Consider the following 20,221-nt stretch of genomic DNA (forward strand, 5'->3'; position numbering starts at 1 on the left):
ATACAGAAGATCTATTTTACCCGTTTTGTCCCACTGGGGCAGGGCTTAAGACAACCCTGACTGAATCGGCCGTTTTATTGCCATCAAAGTCTAGCCAAGCCTTATTTTCAAAGTCATATAGCTTGCATTTGCGGGCAGTATCAAAGTACCAGTCCCAAGAGAACTTTTGCACAAAAATACGCTCTGGAAGGATAGTTTCCAGGGTGTTTTGGGCTTCTTGGAGGCGATAGAGGGGCACGCTCATGTCCACGTGATGGGCTGTGTGCTCCATGATGTGGTGCATTAAAGAGCCCCAAATCCAGTTAAATGTAAGGTGAACCGTGGTTGAAACAAACGGTTGGGCGCGTAACCACTCAGACTTTTTGTCATACCAAGAGACGGATGGGTGTGTATGGTGAACGTAGACCACAAAACCAATCATGCCGTTCCAGAATAAGAATGGAACTGCGAAACCAGTAATGAGTCCAACCCAAATAGATTGACCAGTAGCAATTGCTCCTGCAATTAAGCAAGCAAGCCAAATCATTGCGAAACCAGTAACAAGCAAATTGTCTTTTAAGAAAATTGGGCGATCACCGGGTTTATTTTTAGCATTTGGGAAGTACTCGCGTCTCCACCAAATTTCAATCAAGTAATAAAAAACTGGACCCCAGCCACTGCGATAAAGGCGCTCTAGAGCCTTACGCCATGGGGATAGGGCGTCATACTCAGATTTAGATAGGGGTGCCCAAACAAAATCAAAGCCTTTTAAATTTGTTTGACCATGGTGCACAACGTTGTGACCAACATCCCACAGGCTATAGGGTGTGAGTGATGGCAAAAATGCAATGCGTCCTAATACTTTATTGAGTTCGCGATTTGGAGTAAAGCTTTGATGGCAGGCATCATGACCCAAAATGAAGATGCGACCAGTTACAAATCCAGCAACTAAGCCGAAAATAATTTTGAGAAGAATGTTTTCAACAAAAATCGTGCCAGCAATACAGCCAAGCCATAAGGCTGCATCGATAAAGAGAAGCATGATTGCGCGACCTGTTTCGCCTTGCGCCATTGGAATTAGCCAGCTCCGAATAATTTTGCGGTGCGGTAATGGCGCCTCAGGAGGAAGCGGATTAGTTAGTGACGGCTCTGAAAGGGCTGAATTTAGATGTGTAGACACGATAAGAATCAATAAGTTAGACTCAAATGATAGTGGTTTTTGCTTTTCTATGCATGACGTAGGTCAAAAACCCCTTCTGTTTTGGCGCGCCCGGCAGGAATCGAACCTGCGACCCTTGGCTTCGGAGGCCAATACTCTATCCACTGAGCTACGGGCGCCAGGAAAAACTGGATACCCCGCCATTGTAAGTGCCTATAGCCCTACTCTCTAGTTATAATCACCGCAAAACAACCCTAAAACCCAATAAATAAGAAATTCCTATGAGCAACGAGCACGGAAATCTGATCAAGTCCCCAAAACAACTCATCATCATGGTGTTTGCAAGCTTTTTTGTACCCCTGATCATTATTTTGTTGTTAATGGTGTTTGTAAATAATGGCAAGCGTGGCGACTCTTCAACCACTAGTGAGCAATTAATAAAGCCCGTTGCGCAGCTCAATTTACAAGACTCCAGTGCGCCAGCGGACCCTAAGGCGCCTGCTACCAAGTAAATGGTTCTAGCATTCAACAAAAGCTCGCTATAGGCGAGCTTTTGTTTTTAGTTGTCTTGGTCTTTTGCATTTAGGGCAACTTGATAGGCTTCTTTTTTTGTAATTCCTAATGCTTGAGATAGAACTGCAGCAATTTCTTTGCTGCCAAGATAAGGGCTAAGCGCGTTTGCCCATAGCATTAGGGTGTCCTGCCCTGGAGCCTCATCAGAGCTAGCCTGGCGCCCCGCCACCAGAACAATAAATTCACCCTTCAAACTCTCTGCATTTTCTAGCCATGATGGGATTTCACTCGCTTCAATTGAAACAAGTTGCTCAAACTTTTTAGTTAATTCACGGCAAATAAATACTTGGCGTGTTGGCTCTAAAACAGTTGAAAGCAAAAGCAGTGTGTCGCGAATGTGATGTGGAGACTCAAAGAAGATGCTTGTTTTTTTGCTGCTACAAATATCTTGCAACAGTGCATCTCGCTCCTTGGTTTTATTCGGCCAGAAGCCTAGGAACTGAAAACGCCCTTCTGAATTCAGCATCACCGAGCCGGATGCGGAGATTGCACAAGACACTGCGCTGGCACCAGGAATGGGAAGCACTCGATAGCCGGCCTTCTGTACTTCATGGACTAACCTTGCCCCAGGATCTGAAACTCCAGGAGTTCCTGCATCCGATATATATGCCCAGCGCTCACCGTTTGCAAGACTTTGAATAACAGTTTGCGCGCCTCCAACTTCATTATGTTCATGAAGTGCCAAACATTTTTTGTGGATGCCAAATTGCTGTAAAAGCGCTGCACTATGCCTGGTGTCCTCGCAGGCAATCCCATCCACTGCGTTTAATACATGTAACGCTCTCAAAGTGATGTCCCCCATATTGCCGATTGGGGTAGCAACCATATAGAGGGCTCCAGCAGGCAAATCCTGTTGGTTCAAAAAATCAAATGAGCCTATTTCCATGGAGACATCTTCTGCGTAAGATTGGTGATAAGTAAGAGCATACGTTGCTTTAGAAGTTAACCCCAGTTTGGCGCATAATATTGGCATGGATAAAAATACTATTGAAGCCCTGCGTAAGCGCGCATCACAACATTTTTTAGACAGCATTGCAGTAAAGCAAGAGGCTGAAAAAGTCCTTCCTGAATCTGTTGCTCGTGGCGTACTAGCAATGGTAGATTGTTTGAAGTCTGGCGGCAAAGTCATGGCTTGTGGCAATGGCGGTTCTGCTGCCGATGCTCAGCATTTTGCTGCCGAACTCATTGGCCGATTTGAGCGCGAGCGTGAAGAATTGGCGGCAATTGCATTAACGACAGACTCATCTATTCTGACCGCTGTCGGAAATGATTACAGCTACGACGATATCTTTAGCAAACAAGTTCGCGGGCTTGGAAAAAAGGGCGACATCCTTTTGGGAATTTCGACCTCCGGTAACTCTAAGAATGTTGTTAAAGCAATCGAAGCGGCAAAGAAGATGGGCATCAAAATTATTGCATTTACTGGTAATGGTGGTGGCAAGATTGCTACTTTGCTCGATAAAGATGACATTCATTTGTGCGTTCCCTCCACTCGCACTGCACGTATTCAAGAAACGCATTTAGTTTTGTTGCATGGCCTATGTGATGGCGTCGATCACGTTTTATACGACTAAATTTTTCAGTTCAATTCATTTCAGAAAACATACCTATGCGAACCTTCTTTTTCATTAAGCTTGTCGTTGCCGTAATGACAGTATCTCAACTGTCATCTTGTGCAGTTGTTGCAGTTGGAGGCGTCACTGCAACCGCAACTATATTGGCCGATCGACGCAGTCCAGGCGTGCAAGCAATTGACAAAGGAATTCAACTTGAAGCAAATAATGCTCTCGATAAAAAGTTTGGAGATAGGGCGCACATTAATGTCACTTCTTTTAATCAAAAGGTACTCTTAACTGGCGAAGTAAAAGATGCTGATATCAAGGGTGAGGCAGGAGCATACGTGAAGGCCATGAAGAATGCGCGCACTGTGTATAACGAACTGATCATTGGCCCCAACAGTAGCTATACAGCCCGTGCCAATGACTCCTATTTGGAGTCTAAGATCAAAACACAAATGGTTTTTACAGAGAAGCTGCCATCAAATTCAATGGTAATTGTTGCTGAAGGGAGCAGTGTTTACTTGATGGGGATCTTGACACAAGATGAAGCAGATTTGGCTAAAAAAATTGCTAGCAACACAAGCGGCGTGAAAGATGTTTATGTTTATTTTGACATTATTTCTGATGCGGAAAAAGCGCGCCTAGAGAAGCAAGGCAAGGCTGAACAATCACAGCCAGATAGTCCGCCAAAATATCAGTAATCAGAATATAAAAAGCTGTTGATACACGCGTTGCATAGGGCTATAAAAATATTTTTATTATTTGCATTGCTTGCTTTGCATTTTCAATCCGCGCAAGCAAGCAGCGAAGACCAAAAAGCATATGGAGTTGCAAAACAAAATGCATGCTTGGGTTGTCATGCAGTGAATAAAAAAATTGTTGGCCCTAGTTTCGAAGCGGTTGCGCAAAAATATCAAGCGGACTCAAATGCACAAGTATTCCTAAAAAATAAAATTGCTAAAGGCGGGGCTGGCTCATGGGGGGTGGTCCCGATGCCTGCTAATGCAAAATTAAGTGACGCAGATTTATCGCTCTTAACGAGCTGGATATTGCGTGGCGCGCCGAATAAAAATCAAAACTAAAAATTAAGGCGCAAGCCCTGGCCTACCTAAGAACCACCACCACGCTTGATTAGATCTTTTTAGGTTTTCTTTCAGGGCGTAATCCATATCGGCCCATTGCTCATTAGCTGCTTCTTCAACAATCGTTGCAGGGCAAGCCGGCAGTAATTTAAGGTAAGCATCCGCATCGCCATAAGCATATTCCACGCTCATGCCAGCCTTTTGTGCCAAATGCATCATCGCTTTGTTGTTAGATAGGCAGTGAACGTATAGGGTTTCAATGCGAGTATTGCGTGAATGCACGGCAGAGCGTTGCAGCAACGCCGTGCCAAAGCCCTGCGCGCGCCCTTCTGGCAATACGGAGACGCCAAATTCGGCAGCACGGGCTTGGCCCTTGATCTCTGGTAAATAAGCCAAGTGAGCCACTCCTACAAGGGTTAAATTCAAGTCAAAGATGCCAAAAATTGTGTCTTTATTGAAGTCTAGGTGCTCTACGTAGTGTTCGATCACCTCATTGGGGGTTTGGGTGCCAAACCGTAGTCGACGATCCTCATCATCCAGCTTCAATAAGTGCTGAAGTATCTCTTCTCTGTGCCCAGCATGTAGCTCTCTAACAGGGACAGCTTGCCCTGCCATATCAGGCTTGCCGGGTAAGTGTTTACTTGCTAATTTATTGTGCATAGCAATAATTTTAGCAGAAAAATCAGAAAATTTCAGGGTTTTCCCTAATTTGTGGTTCATGCGCAAAAAAGCATCAAAAAGACCGTTTTGCTGTGGACTCACCCCTAAAAATTTCCATAAAAAATGAACTTTTTGTAAAGAGGCCGAAATTTTTTTAAAAATTTATCTTATTGATTTAATTGGATTTATTTTTAAAGTAGGAAAAAAAGAGCCCTTTTTTAGGAAAAAGACTGCGAAAGGTGTTGACAACCCTATTCGGGTATGTCATAGTCTCGCTTCTTCGCTGAATGTTTTTGAAAAACGATTCAGCCCTCTTTAAAAATTAGTCAACCGATAAATGTGGGTACTAGGCGAAAGCATCCAGTCCTTCGGGACAGATGTAAACAAATAGTGCTCATAGACAGTAAAAAGATTTGGTTTTATTACCAAGTCAATTTCTTGAATGAGTGCGACGATCCGCAAGGATCACAGGAATTGAACTGAAGAGTTTGATCCTGGCTCAGATTGAACGCTGGCGGCATGCCTTACACATGCAAGTCGAACGGCAGCACGGGTGCTTGCACCTGGTGGCGAGTGGCGAACGGGTGAGTAATACATCGGAACGTACCTTATCGTGGGGGATAACGCAGCGAAAGCTGTGCTAATACCGCATACGCCCTGAGGGGGAAAGCGGGGGATCGAAAGACCTCGCGCGATTAGAGCGGCCGATGCCTGATTAGCTTGTTGGTGGGGTAAAAGCCCACCAAGGCGACGATCAGTAGCTGGTCTGAGAGGACGATCAGCCACACTGGGACTGAGACACGGCCCAGACTCCTACGGGAGGCAGCAGTGGGGAATTTTGGACAATGGGGGCAACCCTGATCCAGCAATGCCGCGTGAGTGAAGAAGGCCTTCGGGTTGTAAAGCTCTTTTGTCAGGGAAGAAACACCGGCTCTAACACAGTCCGGGAATGACGGTACCTGAAGAATAAGCACCGGCTAACTACGTGCCAGCAGCCGCGGTAATACGTAGGGTGCGAGCGTTAATCGGAATTACTGGGCGTAAAGCGTGCGCAGGCGGTTATACAAGACAGGCGTGAAATCCCCGGGCTTAACCTGGGAATGGCGCCTGTGACTGTATAGCTAGAGTGTGTCAGAGGGGGGTAGAATTCCACGTGTAGCAGTGAAATGCGTAGATATGTGGAGGAATACCAATGGCGAAGGCAGCCCCCTGGGATAACACTGACGCTCATGCACGAAAGCGTGGGGAGCAAACAGGATTAGATACCCTGGTAGTCCACGCCCTAAACGATGCTGACTAGTTGTTCGGGATTTACATCCTGAGTAACGTAGCTAACGCGTGAAGTCAGCCGCCTGGGGAGTACGGTCGCAAGATTAAAACTCAAAGGAATTGACGGGGACCCGCACAAGCGGTGGATGATGTGGATTAATTCGATGCAACGCGAAAAACCTTACCTACCCTTGACATGTCACTAACGAAGTAGAGATACATTAGGTGCTCGTAAGAGAAAGTGAACACAGGTGCTGCATGGCTGTCGTCAGCTCGTGTCGTGAGATGTTGGGTTAAGTCCCGCAACGAGCGCAACCCTTGTCTTTAGTTGCTACGCAAGAGCACTCTAAAGAGACTGCCGGTGACAAACCGGAGGAAGGTGGGGATGACGTCAAGTCCTCATGGCCCTTATGGGTAGGGCTTCACACGTCATACAATGGTGCATACAGAGGGTTGCCAACCCGCGAGGGGGAGCTAATCTCAGAAAATGCATCGTAGTCCGGATCGTAGTCTGCAACTCGACTACGTGAAGCTGGAATCGCTAGTAATCGCGGATCAGAATGTCGCGGTGAATACGTTCCCGGGTCTTGTACACACCGCCCGTCATACCATGGGAGTGGGTTTTGCCAGAAGCCGTTAGCCTAACCGCAAGGAGGGCGACTGCCACGGCAGGGTTCATGACTGGGGTAAAGTCGTAACAAGGTAGCCGTATCGGAAGGTGCGGCTGGATCACCTCCTTTCTAGAGAAAAGATGCTGGAGCTATAGTGCCCACACTTATCGGTTGACAATAAAAGCCACGGGTCTGTAGCTCAGCTGGTTAGAGCACTGTGTTGATAACGCAGGGGTCGTAGGTTCAAGTCCTACCAGACCCACCAATCAGCGTTGATATGGACTTAGTGGACGTTGGGGGATTAGCTCAGCTGGGAGAGCACCTGCTTTGCAAGCAGGGGGTCGTCGGTTCGATCCCGTCATCCTCCACCAACATCTAAATGTCAAAACTAAGCGAACATTTAATCGTTTAGTTTTGCCATTTATGGCTGTTCTTTAAAAATTTGAGTAAGCAAAGTGTCAAATGTTTCTTTGAGAGGACATTTGACAATGTAATAAGGGTAAAGATTGAATCATCAATCAGTAATACAAACGAGTTTTACCAAGTTCTTAACAAAGTACTTACAGTTTGGATTACGGCAAACATGTCAGAAGTAGAAGTAAAACCTGTAACGGTTACTAGCAATGGTGCTCGTTATAGGATCAAGTGAATAAGTGCACATGATGGATGCCTTGGCGATTACAGGCGACGAAAGACGTTATAACCTGCGATAAGCCCCGGGGAGCTGGTAAATAAGCTTTGATCCGGGGATTTCTGAATGGGGAAACCCACCACTTTTGTGGTATCCATACCTGAATACATAGGGTATGAGAAGCGAACCTTGTGAACTGAAACATCTAAGTAGCAAGAGGAAAAGACATCAACCGAGATTCCCAAAGTAGTGGCGAGCGAAATGGGAAGAGCCTTCTAGTGATAGCTCAGTAATTAACAGAATGGAATGGAAAGTCCAACAATAAAGGGTGATAGTCCCGTATGTGAAAATTATTGAGTGGTACTAGGCTAGAGACAAGTAGGGCGGGACACGAGAAATCCTGTCTGAATATGGGGGGACCATCCTCCAAGGCTAAATACTCGTAATCGACCGATAGTGAACAAGTACCGTGAGGGAAAGGCGAAAAGAACCCCGGGAGGGGAGTGAAATAGATCCTGAAATTGTGTGCATACAAACAGTAGGAGCCTCGTAAGGGGTGACTGCGTACCTTTTGTATAATGGGTCAGCGACTTACATTCAGTAGCAAGCTTAACCGAATAGGGAAGGCGTAGCGAAAGCGAGTCCGAATAGGGCGCTAGTTGCTGGGTGTAGACCCGAAACCAGTTGATCTATCCATGGCCAGGTTGAAGGTGCGGTAACACGTACTGGAGGACCGAACCCACTAACGTTGAAAAGTTAGGGGATGAGCTGTGGATAGGGGTGAAAGGCTAAACAAAACTGGAAATAGCTGGTTCTCTCCGAAAACTATTTAGGTAGTGCCTCGTGTATCACTGTAGGGGGTAGAGCACTGTCATGGTAGTGGGGTCCATTGCGGATTACTGCGCCATAGCAAACTCCGAATACCTACAAGTGCAAGCACGGGAGACAGACATCGGGTGCTAACGTCCGGTGTCAAGAGGGAAACAACCCAGACCGCCAGCTAAGGTCCCTAATATATGCTAAGTGGGAAACGAAGTGGGAAGGCTAAAACAGTCAGGAGGTTGGCTTAGAAGCAGCCATCCTTTAAAGAAAGCGTAATAGCTCACTGATCGAGTCGTCCTGCGCGGAAGATGTAACGGGGCTAAGCATATAACCGAAGCTGCGGATCACAGCAATGTGATGGTAGGAGAGCGTTCTGTAAGCCTGTGAAGGTGTCTTGTAAAGGATGCTGGAGGTATCAGAAGTGCGAATGCTGACATGAGTAGCGATAAAGGGGGTGAAAAGCCCCCTCGCCGTAAGCCCAAGGTTTCCTGTTCAACGTTCATCGGAACAGGGTGAGTCGGCCCCTAAGGCGAGGCAGAGATGCGTAGCTGATGGGAACAAGGTTAATATTCCTTGACCATTGTTAGATGCGATGGGGGGACGGATCGCGGAAAGTTGTCCGGGTGTTGGATGTCCCGGTTCTTGCGTTGGAGATGGCTATTAGGTAAATCCGGTAGCGTAATTCAAGGGCGTGAGACGAGCGAATTTATTCGCGAAGCAATTGGAAGTGGTTCCAAGAAAAGCCTCTAAGCTTCAGTCTAACAAGACCGTACCGCAAACCGACACAGGTGGGCGAGATGAGTATTCTAAGGCGCTTGAGAGAACTCAGGAGAAGGAACTCGGCAAATTTGCACCGTAACTTCGGGATAAGGTGCGCCCTTGTAGTTTGACCGTGAACAACGGGAGGACGAAAGGGTTGCAATAAAAAGGTGGCTGCGACTGTTTAATAAAAACACAGCACTCTGCAAACACGAAAGTGGACGTATAGGGTGTGACGCCTGCCCGGTGCTGGAAGATTAAATGATGGGGTGCAAGCTCTTGATTGAAGTCCCAGTAAACGGCGGCCGTAACTATAACGGTCCTAAGGTAGCGAAATTCCTTGTCGGGTAAGTTCCGACCTGCACGAATGGCGTAACGATGGCCACACTGTCTCCTCCTGAGACTCAGCGAAGTTGAAATGTTTGTGATGATGCAATCTACCCGTGGCTAGACGGAAAGACCCCATGAACCTTTACTGTAGCTTTGCATTGGACTTTGAATCGGTCTGTGTAGGATAGGTGGGAGGCGTTGATAACAGGATGCTAGTTCTGTTGGAGCCAACCTTGAAATACCACCCTGATTTATTTGAGGTTCTAACCTTGGCCCGTTATCCGGGTCGGGAACAGTGCATGGTAGGCAGTTTGACTGGGGCGGTCTCCTCCCAAAGTGTAACGGAGGAGTACGAAGGTACGCTTGGTACGGTCGGACATCGTACCTAAAGTGCAATGGCAAAAGCGTGCTTAACTGCGAGACCGACAAGTCGAGCAGGTGCGAAAGCAGGTCATAGTGATCCGGTGGTTCTGTATGGAAGGGCCATCGCTCAACGGATAAAAGGTACTCTGGGGATAACAGGCTGATACCGCCCAAGAGTTCATATCGACGGCGGTGTTTGGCACCTCGATGTCGGCTCATCTCATCCTGGGGCTGTAGCCGGTCCCAAGGGTATGGCTGTTCGCCATTTAAAGAGGTACGTGAGCTGGGTTTAAAACGTCGTGAGACAGTTTGGTCCCTATCTGCCATGGGCGTTGGAGATTTGACGGGGGCTGCTCCTAGTACGAGAGGACCGGAGTGGACATTCCGCTGGTGTACCTGTTGTTTCGCCAGAAGCATCGCAGGGTAGCTATGAATGGAAGAGATAACCGCTGAAAGCATCTAAGCGGGAAACTTGCCTGAAGATGAGATCTCCCGTAGGTTTAACCTACATAAAGGGTCGTTGAAGACCACAACGTTGATAGGTCGGGTGTGGAAGTGCAGTAATGCATTAAGCTAACCGATACTAATTGCCCGTTAGGCTTGATCCTATAACCAGCACTATTGTGTTGGATGTTTGCCAGATTTAATCTGCATCCTTATTACATGCTTACTCAAATAGAGTTGTTGATTTATCAGCAACTCGACCCTCTACGCCCGGTGACCATAGCGAATTGGAACCACTCCTTCCCATCCCGAACAGGACAGTGAAACGATTCTACGCCGATGATAGTGCGGATTACCCGTGTGAAAGTAGGTAACTGCCGGGCACCAATGCGACGCCCAGACCCTTTTAGGTCTGGGCGTTTTTACTTGTGCAAAGCGCTTAGAGAGATTGACAGAAACTCCGTTTGGAGTCAGAATATTGGGTTCGCGGAGGGGTGTCCGAGCGGCTAAAGGAGGCAGACTGTAAATCTGTTGGCTACGCCTACGTAGGTTCGAATCCTACCCCCTCCACCAGATGTGCGGGATTAGTTTAATGGTAAAACAGCAGATTTCCAATCTTCGGTCAAGAGTTCGATTCTCTTATCCCGCTCCAGAATTTGTAGCAAAAGATTGGCCCATGTGGCTCAGTGGTAGAGCACTCCCTTGGTAAGGGAGAGGTCGGCAGTTCGATCCTGCCCATGGGCACCAAGGTTTCGTTTTATTAATTGTGTATTTCGTGTTTGGTTTAAGAGTTAACTAAAGGCAGATAAAAATGGCAAAAGAAAAATTCGAGCGGACAAAACCGCACGTAAACGTAGGCACCATCGGTCACGTTGACCACGGTAAAACCACACTGACAGCAGCAATTGCAACCGTGCTCTCAAAAGCATTCGGTGGCGAAGCAAAAGCATACGATCAGATCGATGCTGCTCCAGAAGAAAAAGCCCGCGGTATTACGATTAATACAGCGCACGTTGAGTATGAGACAGCCAATCGTCACTATGCTCACGTGGATTGCCCAGGACATGCTGACTACGTTAAGAACATGATTACTGGTGCTGCTCAGATGGACGGCGCTATTTTGGTTTGCTCTGCAGCTGACGGCCCAATGCCACAAACTCGTGAGCACATCCTCTTGGCACGCCAAGTTGGCGTTCCTTACATCGTCGTTTTCTTGAACAAGTGCGACATGGTTGATGATGCTGAATTGCTCGAGTTAGTTGAAATGGAAGTGCGTGAACTTCTGTCTAAATATGACTTCCCAGGCGATGACACACCTATCATCCAAGGTTCTGCTAAGTTAGCTCTTGAAGGCGACGAAGGCCCATTGGGTAAAGAAGCCATCATGAAATTGGCTGAAGCTTTAGATACTTACATCCCAACTCCAGAGCGTGCCATTGATGGTGCGTTCTTGATGCCAGTAGAAGATGTGTTCTCCATCTCTGGTCGCGGTACTGTTGTAACAGGCCGTATCGAGCGCGGTATCGTTAAGGTTGGTGAAGAGATCGAAATTATCGGTATCAAACCAACATTGAAAACTACTTGTACTGGTGTTGAAATGTTCCGCAAATTGCTCGACCAAGGTCAAGCAGGCGATAACGTTGGTATCTTGTTACGCGGTACAAAACGTGAAGAAGTTGAGCGCGGCCAAGTATTGGCTAAGCCAGGTTCAATCACCCCACATACGCACTTTACAGCCGAGGTTTATATCTTGGGTAAAGATGAAGGTGGTCGTCATACTCCATTCTTTAACAACTATCGTCCCCAGTTTTACTTCCGTACAACGGACGTAACAGGTTCTATTGAGTTGCCAAAAGACAAAGAAATGGTAATGCCTGGTGATAACGTCACGATTACCGTAAAACTCATCGCGCCAATCGCGATGGAAGAAGGTTTACGTTTTGCGATCCGTGAAGGTGGCCGTACTGTTGGCGCCGGCGTGGTTGCAAAGATTTTGGCTTAAGTAGTTTTTTAATAAAGGGGTGTAGCTCAATTGGCAGAGCGTTGGTCTCCAAAACCAAAGGTTGGGGGTTCGATGCCCTCCGCCCCTGCCACGATTTGAACTGAAAGCAATATGTCTCAACAAACTGTAAGTCAATCTGAAGAAAAGAGCGGCTGGGTCTCAGGACTCGCTGCTTTAATCGTCGTTGCTGCGTTAGTTCTTTACTACACGCTCATCGATCAATCTTTATGGGTGCGCTTGGGTGTTTTGTTTGGAGGCATTGCTGCTGCAGTTTTGATTGTGGCCATTTCACCGGATGGGCGTCGCTTTATCGCCTATGCGAAAGATTCTTGGTATGAAGTAAAAAAGGTTGTTTGGCCGACTCGTAAAGAGACTACCCAAATGACTCTAGTCGTATTTGGCTTTGTTGTGATCATGTCCTTGTTTTTATGGATTGCAGACAAATTGATTGAATGGCTAGTTTTTTCAGTCTTTTTAGGCTGGAAGTGAGTAAAAAATGATTGATTCTGAAGTAGCCGCAAATCCACAAGCTACTGGCAATATGCGCTGGTACGTTATTCACGCCTATTCCGGCATGGAAAAGAGCGTCAAAAAAGGCCTTGAAGAGCGTATTGCACGTTCTGGCATGCCCGAGAAATTTGGCCGTATTTTGGTCCCTTCCGAAGAGGTTGTGGAGATTAAATCCGGCACAAAATCAGTAACTGAGCGTCGTTTCTTCCCGGGATATGTCCTGATTGAGATGGAAATGACCGATGAGAGCTGGCATTTGGTGAAAAATACCCCAAAAGTGACCGGTTTCGTAGGCGGTGTTCGCAACCGTCCAAGCCCGATTTCTACAGCAGAAGTTACCAAAATCATGGATCAAATGCAGGCTGGGGTTGATAAACCTAAGCCTAAGACTCTATTTGAGGTTGGTGAAATGGTCCGCGTTAAAGAAGGTCCCTTTACAGACTTCAACGGAAACGTTGAGGAAGTGAACTATGAGAAGTCAAGATTACGCGTTTCTGTTACAATATTTGGCCGCGGTACCCCAGTTGAGCTGGAGTTCGGTCAGGTAGAAAAGATGTAAAAACAAGGACTTAGTCCTGTTTTGCAGTGCAGTAGTTTAAGGGGTTAGCAATAACCGAGGAGCGGAGCTAGAAAGCCAAAAACTAGCGAAGCGTTTACTCAACGGCGGTCTTTCCTAATGAGGTTGGGCGCGCTTTAAGGAGCACACATGGCAAAGAAGATTATTGGCTTTATCAAGCTGCAGATCCCTGCAGGTAAAGCAAATCCATCACCACCCGTAGGTCCAGCATTGGGTCAGCGCGGTCTTAACATTATGGAATTCTGTAAGGCATTTAATGCTCAAACTCAGAGCATGGAACCTGGCCTGCCAATTCCAGTCGTGATTACAGCGTTTGCTGATAAGAGCTTCACATTCATCATGAAGACTCCTCCAGCAACCATCATGATTAAGAAGGCTGCAAAGATCGAAAAAGGATCACCACGTCCCCATACCGATAAGGTAGGAAAAATTACACGTGCTCAAGCAGAAGAAATTGCTAAAGCAAAAATGCCAGATTTGACAGCAGCCGATATGGACGCAGCTGTTAGAACAATCGCTGGTAGCGCCCGTTCCATGGGCATCACTGTGGAGGGTCTCTAATCATGACTAAGTTATCTAAACGCGTAAAAGCAATTCAATCTAAGGTTGATCGCAATAAATTCTATTCATTGGACGATGCATTGAACCTCGTTAAAGAGTGTGCAACTGCTAAGTTTGATGAGTCTATTGACGTTGCTGTTCAGTTGGGTATTGATGCTAAGAAATCTGACCAAGTTGTGCGTGGCGCAGTAGTGCTCCCAGCTGGTACAGGTAAGCATGTTCGTGTTGCTGTTTTTGCACAAGGCGAGAAGGCTGAGCAAGCCAAAGCTGCTGGTGCAGAAATCGTTGGCATGGAAGATCTTGCTGAACAAATTAAAGGCGGCAAAATTGATTTTGATATTTTGATCGCATCCCCGGACACAATGAAAATTGTGGGTACTTTAGGTCAAGTATTAGGCCCACGTGGTTTGATGCCGAATCCAAAAGTCGGAACTGTGACTCCTGACGTTGCTACTGCAGTGAAGAATGCAAAAGCTGGTCAAGTGCAATTCCGTGTGGACAAAGCCGGTATCGTGCATGCAAGCATTGGTCGTCGTTCATTCGAGCCAACTGCATTGAAGTCAAACTTGCTCGCATTGCTCGAGGCTTTGAATAAAGCAAAGCCACCTGCATCTAAGGGAATTTATTTAAAGAAGGTTGCCGTAAGCAGCACCATGGGTGCAGGCGTTCGTGTAGACCAAGCATCGTTACAGGCAGCTCAATAAGTAGCTTGCAACAAAAAGAACTTTGGGTCGACTCTTGCTCTTTGAGTGGGAGTCGAACATCAAAGACCGTTGGTGAATTAGTTGCTTGTAAAGAGTTAATTCTTAATCGTTACGAAAGTAATAGCCAGCGCAGATGGCGACCCTGAAAAGATTTTCACAAGAGTCTTTGTGAACAAATGATCAGACGCTGGTGTGTAACCCCAACTGGAAACAGTTGGTTTTTATGGAGTTAAACCGTGCCTTTGAATGTACAAGACAAAAAAGCGATTGTTGCTGATGTCGGCGCTCAATTGGCTGGAGCCCAAACTGTCGTGCTCGCTGAATACCGTGGTATTCCAGTAGAGCAGTTGACAAAGCTACGTGCTAGCGCACGTGACCAAGGTGTATATCTTCGCGTTTTGAAGAACACATTGGCACGCCGTGCTGCACAAGGCACACAGTTTGAGCCTCTTGCTGATTCGATGGTTGGCCCCTTGATTTATGGCATTTCTGCTGATCCGATTGCTTCGGCAAAAGTATTGCAGGCCTTTGCTAAGACTCAAGACAAGTTAGTCATTACTGCTGGCTTATACAACGGCAAGTTGTTAGACGTTGCAGGCGTAAAAGCCCTTGCAACAATTCCAAGCCGCGACGAGTTGTTATCACAGTTACTAGGTGTGATGTTGGCACCGGTATCAGCGATGGCTCGCGTATTGGGCGCAGTAGCAGCACAAAAGGCAGCTGGAGCACCTGCTCCTGTAGCCGAAGTGGCAGCACCTGCAGTTGAAGCAGCAGCACCAGCAGCAGTCGTTGCTGAAGCCGCCGCTCCAGAAGCAGCTGCTGAGCCTGCAGCCGCAGCCCCAGAAGCTGGAACAGAAGCAAACGAAACCCCTGCCGCTGAATAAGCGACAGATTAACTATTTAAGTATTAGGAGCTAAAAATGGCGATTACTAAAGAAGAAATCATTGATGCAGTAGGTAGCATGTCTGTTATGGATTTGAACGACTTGGTTAAAGCGTTCGAAGAGAAGTTTGGCGTTTCAGCTGCAGCGATGGCTGTTGCTGGTCCTGCTGGTGCAGGCGGCGGCGGTGCTGCTGCTGAAGAGCAGACAGAATTCACTGTTAACTTGCTCGAAGCTGGCGCAAACAAGGTTTCAGTAATTAAGGCAGTTCGCGAAATTACTGGTCTTGGCTTGAAAGAAGCTAAGGACTTGGTTGACGGTGCACCGAAGCCAATCAAAGAAGCTGTTGACAAGAAAACTGCTGAAGAAGCCAAGAAGAAGCTTGAAGAAGCTGGCGCTAAAGCAGAACTCAAGTAATACAAACTTTGCTAGCGCTTCTCAAAAAGGGGCGTTAGCTACGTTGGGTTTGACCATTAGTGGTCAAACCCGATTTCATTTCTGATTGAAATCGGGTTTGCCTTCTGATACGACTGCAGAATGCAAGTTTGGTCGGACACTAGATCTATACGATTTAGTGTTGTCCGCCAGTGATTGGTAGTGGCCAATCGCCAAATCTTTGTACAGTCGCTGAATTCGGAGATGAAATGAACTATAGCTTCACCGAACGCAAGCGAGTCCGTAAAAGCTTTGCTAAGCGAGTAAATAACCATCAGGTTCCGTACCTGATCGCAACGCAGCTGGAATCCTACGCTAAATTTTTACAGGCTGAAAAGCCAGCAATGTCTCGTCTTACTGAGGGACTTCAAGCTGCCTTTACATCAGCATTCCCAATTGTGTCTAACAACGGCTATGCACGTATGGAATACGTGTCTTACCAGTTATCGCAGCCACCATTTGACGTTAAAGAATGTCAACAACGTGGTTACACATACCACTCTGCCTTACGCGCAAAAGTTCGCTTGATTATTTATGATCGCGAAGCGCCGACCAAGGTTAAAGAAGTAAAAGAGAGCGAAGTCTACATGGGTGAAATTCCACTCATGACAGAAAACGGCTCTTTTGTAATCAACGGTACTGAGCGCGTGATCGTTTCTCAGTTGCACCGTTCCCCAGGCGTGTTCTTTGAACACGATAAGGGTAAGACACATAGCTCAGGTAAGTTGCTGTTCTCAGCACGTATCATTCCTTACCGTGGCTCATGGCTCGATTTCGAGTTTGATCCAAAAGATATTCTGTATTTCCGTGTTGACCGTCGTCGTAAGATGCCTGTCACCATTTTGCTCAAAGCAATTGGTCTAAATAACGAGCAGATTCTTGCGAATTTCTTCAATTTTGATCATTTTGCGTTGACCGCTAATGGCGCCTCAATGGAATTTGTTCCAGAGCGTTTGCGCGGCCAATTGGCCAACTTTGATGTGCTCGATAAGAATGGTGTAGTAGTCATTCAAAAAGACAAGCGTATCAATGCAAAGCATATTCGTGAACTCGAAGCTGCTAAGACAAAAACGATCGCTGTGCCAGATGACTATTTGGTTGGTCGTGTGGTTGCACGCAATATTGTTGATCCAGATTCTGGTGAAATCTTGGCTTACGCTAATGATGAAATCACCGAAGAGTTATTGGCTACATTGCGCGATGCTGGAATCAAGCAGTTGGAAACCATCTACACCAATGATTTAGATTCTGGCGCATACATTTCTCAGACATTGCGTACTGATGAAACTGCTGATCAAACAGCAGCACGTATCGCTATCTACCGCATGATGCGTCCTGGTGAGCCTCCAACAGAAGATGCTGTTGAAGCCTTGTTCCAGCGCTTGTTCTATAGCGAAGATACTTACGATTTATCTCGTGTTGGCCGTATGAAGGTCAATAGCCGTTTGAACCGCCCAGAAATGGAAGGTCCAATGGTTCTGTCGAATGAAGATATTCTCGACACCATTAAGTCTCTCGTAGATTTACGTAACGGCAAAGGCGAAGTAGACGATATCGATCACTTAGGTAATCGTCGTGTACGTTGCGTTGGCGAATTGGCTGAAAACCAATTCCGTGCTGGTTTGTCACGTGTTGAGCGTGCGGTTAAAGAACGTCTCGGTCAAGCCGAAACAGAAAACCTCATGCCGCATGACTTGATTAACAGCAAGCCAATCTCTTCTGCTATTCGTGAGTTCTTCGGTTCCTCACAGTTGTCCCAGTTTATGGACCAAACCAACCCACTTTCAGAGATTACGCACAAGCGTCGTATTTCTGCATTGGGACCTGGTGGTTTGACCCGCGAGCGCGCAGGCTTCGAAGTACGCGACGTGCATCCAACCCACTATGGACGTGTTTGCCCAATCGAAACTCCAGAAGGACCAAACATTGGTTTGATCAACTCACTCGCGCTATTTGCACGTTTGAATGAGCATGGATTCCTCGAGACTCCATATCGCAAGGTTTCTAATAGCAAGGTAAGCGATGAAGTGGTTTACCTCTCTGCGATTGAAGAAGCCAAGTATGTGATTGCTCAGGCGAATGCAACGATCGACAAAAACGGTAAATTGGCTGACGAATTAGTTTCTGCTCGTCAAGCTGGTGAGACTATGATGGTTAGCCCAGAGCGCATCGATTTCATCGACGTTGCTCCTAGCCAGATCGTTTCTGCTGCTGCTTCACTCGTTCCATTCTTAGAGCACGATGATGCGAACCGCGCCTTGATGGGTGCGAACATGCAGCGTCAAGCAGTTCCTTGCTTGCGTCCAGATAAGCCATTGGTTGGTACAGGTTTAGAGCGCATTGTTGCAGTTGACTCTGGCACTGTTGTATTAGCTAATCGCGGCGGTATCGTGGATTACGTTGATGCAAACCGTGTTGTTATTCGTGTAAACGATGATGAAACTGCAGCCGGTGAAGTTGGTGTGGATATTTATAACCTCATCAAGTACACCCGTTCAAACCAAAATACCAATATCAATCAACGACCAATCGTGAAGGTTGGCGATCGTGTAGCGCGCGGCGACGTAGTTGCTGACGGCGCATCTACCGATTTGGGCGAATTGGCCTTGGGTCAAAACATGACTGTGGCGTTTATGCCATGGAACGGTTACAACTTCGAAGATTCAATCTTGATCTCTGAAAAAGTTGTTGCTGATGACCGTTACACCTCTATTCATATTGAAGAGTTGTCGGTTGTTGCACGTGATACCAAGCTTGGCTCAGAAGAAATTACTCGCGATATTTCCAATTTGGCAGAGTCACAACTCTCCCGCTTGGATGAGAGCGGTATCGTTTACATTGGTGCTGAAGTTGAAGCTGGCGACGTATTGGTTGGTAAGGTAACTCCAAAGGGCGAGACTACTCTCACTCCTGAAGAGAAGCTCCTCCGTGCGATTTTCGGTGAAAAAGCCTCTGACGTTAAAGATACTTCTTTGCGCGTTCCTTCAGGAATGATTGGTACCGTTATTGATGTTCAAGTCTTCACCCGTGAAGGTATTGAGCGCGATGCCCGTGCACAGTCCATCATTCAAGAAGAATTACAACGCTATCGTTTGGACTTAAACGACCAGTTGCGCATTGTTGAGGGCGATGCCTTCATGCGTTTAGAAAAACTGTTGGTTGGCAAAGTTGCTAACGGCGGCCCTAAGAAATTAGCTAAAGGCACCAAGATCGACAAGGATTACCTTGCTGATTTGGATAAATACCATTGGTTTGATATTCGTCCATCAGATGATGATGTTGCTTCTCAAGTTGAGGCAATTAAATCTTCTATTGAAGCGAAGCGTAAGCAGTTTGATGAGGCTTTTGAAGAGAAGCGTACCAAGCTTACCCAGGGCGATGATTTACAGCCTGGCGTAACGAAGATGGTGAAGGTGTACTTGGCTGTTAAGCGTCGCTTACAGCCTGGTGACAAGATGGCTGGTCGTCACGGTAACAAGGGCGTGGTTTCTAAAATCGCCCCTGCAGAAGACATGCCATTTATGGCTGACGGACGCCCTGTAGACATCGTTTTGAACCCATTGGGTGTTCCTTCCCGTATGAACGTTGGCCAGATCTTGGAAACCCACTTAGGTTGGGCTGCCCAAGGTATTGGTAAGCGTATCGACGAGATGGTTCGCGAACACGCTAAGCAAACTGAATTACGTAAGTTCTTCAAGCAGCTTTATAACGAAACCGGTCGTATCGAAGATATCGACAATTTCACTGATGAGCAAATTACTGTTTTGGCTGAGAATCTTCGCCAAGGCTTGCCATTTGCAACACCAGTGTTTGACGGCGCCACTGAAGCAGAAATCGGACGCATGCTCGAGTTGGCTTATCCACAAGATGTTGCGACATCTTTGAAGATGACTCCTTCACGTCAGCAAATGATTTTGTGCGACGGCCGTACTGGCGATCAATTTGAGCGTCCAGTAACTGTTGGTGTAATGCATGTCTTGAAACTCCACCATTTGGTCGACGACAAGATGCATGCACGTTCAACCGGACCTTACTCATTAGTAACGCAACAGCCATTGGGTGGTAAAGCCCAGTTTGGTGGTCAGCGCTTTGGTGAGATGGAAGTTTGGGCCCTCGAAGCATACGGTGCTTCATATGTCTTGCAGGAAATGCTGACAGTGAAGTCCGATGACGTCGCAGGCCGTACCAAGGTTTACGAAAACATCGTCAAGGGCGAGCACACGATTGATGCTGGCATGCCCGAATCCTTCAACGTGCTGGTAAAAGAAATCCGTTCGTTGGGTATTGACATTGACATGGAGCGCAACTGA

Annotated in this window: 14 protein-coding genes, 7 tRNA genes, 3 rRNA genes and 1 pseudogene; 21 read left to right on the plus strand and 4 right to left on the minus strand. The window is 46.9% G+C overall.

The window, feature by feature from the left end; genetic code table 11:
- Window positions 1-16: 16 nt before the first annotated feature.
- Together B6A14_RS01990 and B6A14_RS01995 are read right to left on the minus strand one after the other, a co-directional pair.
- Complete coding sequence (locus B6A14_RS01990; protein WP_236635617.1) at window positions 17-1,159, minus strand: fatty acid desaturase; 1,143 nt, start codon at window positions 1,157-1,159, stop codon at window positions 17-19.
- An 82-nt stretch (window positions 1,160-1,241) separates the two neighbouring features.
- Window positions 1,242-1,317: transfer RNA gene (locus B6A14_RS01995), tRNA-Arg, on the minus strand.
- A 102-nt stretch (window positions 1,318-1,419) separates the two neighbouring features.
- Between B6A14_RS01995 and B6A14_RS02000 the strand changes: the two genes are divergently transcribed.
- The gene (locus tag B6A14_RS02000; protein WP_236635618.1) at window positions 1,420-1,650 is read left to right on the plus strand and encodes a hypothetical protein; all 231 of its coding nucleotides are present in this window, start codon (window positions 1,420-1,422) and stop codon (window positions 1,648-1,650) included.
- Window positions 1,651-1,697: 47 nt separating this feature from the next.
- On the opposite strand, the gene rsmI is transcribed toward B6A14_RS02000, so the two are convergent.
- Window positions 1,698-2,597, minus strand: coding sequence for a 16S rRNA (cytidine(1402)-2'-O)-methyltransferase (rsmI, locus tag B6A14_RS02005; protein ID WP_087908907.1), 900 nt, complete (start codon window positions 2,595-2,597; stop codon window positions 1,698-1,700).
- Window positions 2,598-2,682: 85 nt separating this feature from the next.
- Here rsmI and B6A14_RS02010 point away from each other — a divergent pair, with 85 nt between their 5' ends.
- From B6A14_RS02010 to B6A14_RS02020, 3 genes are all read left to right on the plus strand, one after another.
- Window positions 2,683-3,285, plus strand: a complete 603-nt coding sequence (locus B6A14_RS02010; RefSeq protein WP_087908786.1) for a phosphoheptose isomerase — start codon at window positions 2,683-2,685, stop codon at window positions 3,283-3,285.
- Window positions 3,286-3,320: 35 nt separating this feature from the next.
- Window positions 3,321-3,971, plus strand: coding sequence for a BON domain-containing protein (locus B6A14_RS02015; protein WP_087908787.1), 651 nt, complete (start codon window positions 3,321-3,323; stop codon window positions 3,969-3,971).
- A gap of 75 nt (window positions 3,972-4,046) precedes the next feature.
- Window positions 4,047-4,352, plus strand: coding sequence for a c-type cytochrome (locus tag B6A14_RS02020; protein ID WP_236635619.1), 306 nt, complete (start codon window positions 4,047-4,049; stop codon window positions 4,350-4,352).
- 3 nt (window positions 4,353-4,355) lie between these two features.
- Here the strand turns inward: B6A14_RS02020 and B6A14_RS02025 are convergent, their stop codons facing one another.
- Window positions 4,356-5,012 (minus strand): GNAT family N-acetyltransferase, encoded by a 657-nt coding sequence (locus B6A14_RS02025; RefSeq protein ID WP_087908908.1) that lies wholly within the window; start codon window positions 5,010-5,012, stop codon window positions 4,356-4,358.
- Between the two features lie 476 nt (window positions 5,013-5,488).
- Between B6A14_RS02025 and B6A14_RS02030 the strand changes: the two genes are divergently transcribed.
- The 17 genes and pseudogenes from B6A14_RS02030 (at window position 5,489) to rpoB (ending at window position 20,221) form a co-directional block, all read left to right on the plus strand.
- Window positions 5,489-7,021: ribosomal RNA gene (locus B6A14_RS02030) — 16S ribosomal RNA — on the plus strand.
- A gap of 59 nt (window positions 7,022-7,080) precedes the next feature.
- A tRNA-Ile gene (locus B6A14_RS02035) sits at window positions 7,081-7,157 on the plus strand.
- 30 nt (window positions 7,158-7,187) lie between these two features.
- Window positions 7,188-7,263: transfer RNA gene (locus B6A14_RS02040), tRNA-Ala, on the plus strand.
- A 268-nt stretch (window positions 7,264-7,531) separates the two neighbouring features.
- Window positions 7,532-10,405: ribosomal RNA gene (locus B6A14_RS02045) — 23S ribosomal RNA — on the plus strand.
- Window positions 10,406-10,510: 105 nt separating this feature from the next.
- A 5S ribosomal RNA gene (gene rrf, locus B6A14_RS02050) occupies window positions 10,511-10,624 on the plus strand.
- The 16S, 23S and 5S rRNA genes sit together here with 5 tRNA genes alongside, the layout of an rRNA operon.
- Before the next feature lie 105 nt (window positions 10,625-10,729).
- Window positions 10,730-10,814 (plus strand) — tRNA-Tyr (locus tag B6A14_RS02055).
- A gap of 5 nt (window positions 10,815-10,819) precedes the next feature.
- Window positions 10,820-10,893 (plus strand) — tRNA-Gly (locus B6A14_RS02060).
- A 20-nt stretch (window positions 10,894-10,913) separates the two neighbouring features.
- Window positions 10,914-10,988: transfer RNA gene (locus tag B6A14_RS02065), tRNA-Thr, on the plus strand.
- Between the two features lie 64 nt (window positions 10,989-11,052).
- Entirely contained in the window at window positions 11,053-12,243 is a 1,191-nt protein-coding gene (gene tuf / locus B6A14_RS02070; RefSeq protein ID WP_087908789.1) for an elongation factor Tu, read from the plus strand.
- Window positions 12,244-12,258: 15 nt separating this feature from the next.
- A tRNA-Trp gene (locus B6A14_RS02075) sits at window positions 12,259-12,334 on the plus strand.
- Between the two features lie 20 nt (window positions 12,335-12,354).
- On the plus strand, window positions 12,355-12,732 hold the full coding sequence (gene secE / locus B6A14_RS02080) for a preprotein translocase subunit SecE (RefSeq protein ID WP_087908790.1): 378 nt from the start codon (window positions 12,355-12,357) through the stop codon (window positions 12,730-12,732).
- A 7-nt stretch (window positions 12,733-12,739) separates the two neighbouring features.
- Window positions 12,740-13,312, plus strand: coding sequence for a transcription termination/antitermination protein NusG (gene nusG, locus B6A14_RS02085; RefSeq protein WP_087908791.1), 573 nt, complete (start codon window positions 12,740-12,742; stop codon window positions 13,310-13,312).
- Window positions 13,313-13,459: 147 nt separating this feature from the next.
- Window positions 13,460-13,891: a 50S ribosomal protein L11 gene (gene rplK / locus B6A14_RS02090; protein WP_011901890.1), complete on the plus strand. Its 432-nt coding sequence runs from the start codon at window positions 13,460-13,462 to the stop codon at window positions 13,889-13,891.
- 2 nt (window positions 13,892-13,893) lie between these two features.
- A complete protein-coding gene (rplA, locus tag B6A14_RS02095; RefSeq protein ID WP_087908792.1) occupies window positions 13,894-14,595 on the plus strand; it encodes a 50S ribosomal protein L1 in 702 nt (233 codons plus the stop codon).
- A 236-nt stretch (window positions 14,596-14,831) separates the two neighbouring features.
- Window positions 14,832-15,380, plus strand: a pseudogene (gene rplJ, locus B6A14_RS02100) (50S ribosomal protein L10); the annotation flags it as partial.
- A 135-nt stretch (window positions 15,381-15,515) separates the two neighbouring features.
- Window positions 15,516-15,893 carry a 50S ribosomal protein L7/L12 gene (gene rplL, locus B6A14_RS02105; protein ID WP_087908794.1) on the plus strand — a complete coding sequence of 126 codons (378 nt, stop codon included), beginning with the start codon at window positions 15,516-15,518 and terminating at the stop codon, window positions 15,891-15,893.
- A 227-nt stretch (window positions 15,894-16,120) separates the two neighbouring features.
- Complete coding sequence (gene rpoB, locus B6A14_RS02110) at window positions 16,121-20,221, plus strand: DNA-directed RNA polymerase subunit beta (RefSeq protein WP_087908795.1); 4,101 nt, start codon at window positions 16,121-16,123, stop codon at window positions 20,219-20,221.

Origin of the sequence: Polynucleobacter hirudinilacicola, assembly GCF_002192535.1 — a bacterium.
Taxonomy (GTDB): domain Bacteria; phylum Pseudomonadota; class Gammaproteobacteria; order Burkholderiales; family Burkholderiaceae; genus Polynucleobacter; species Polynucleobacter hirudinilacicola.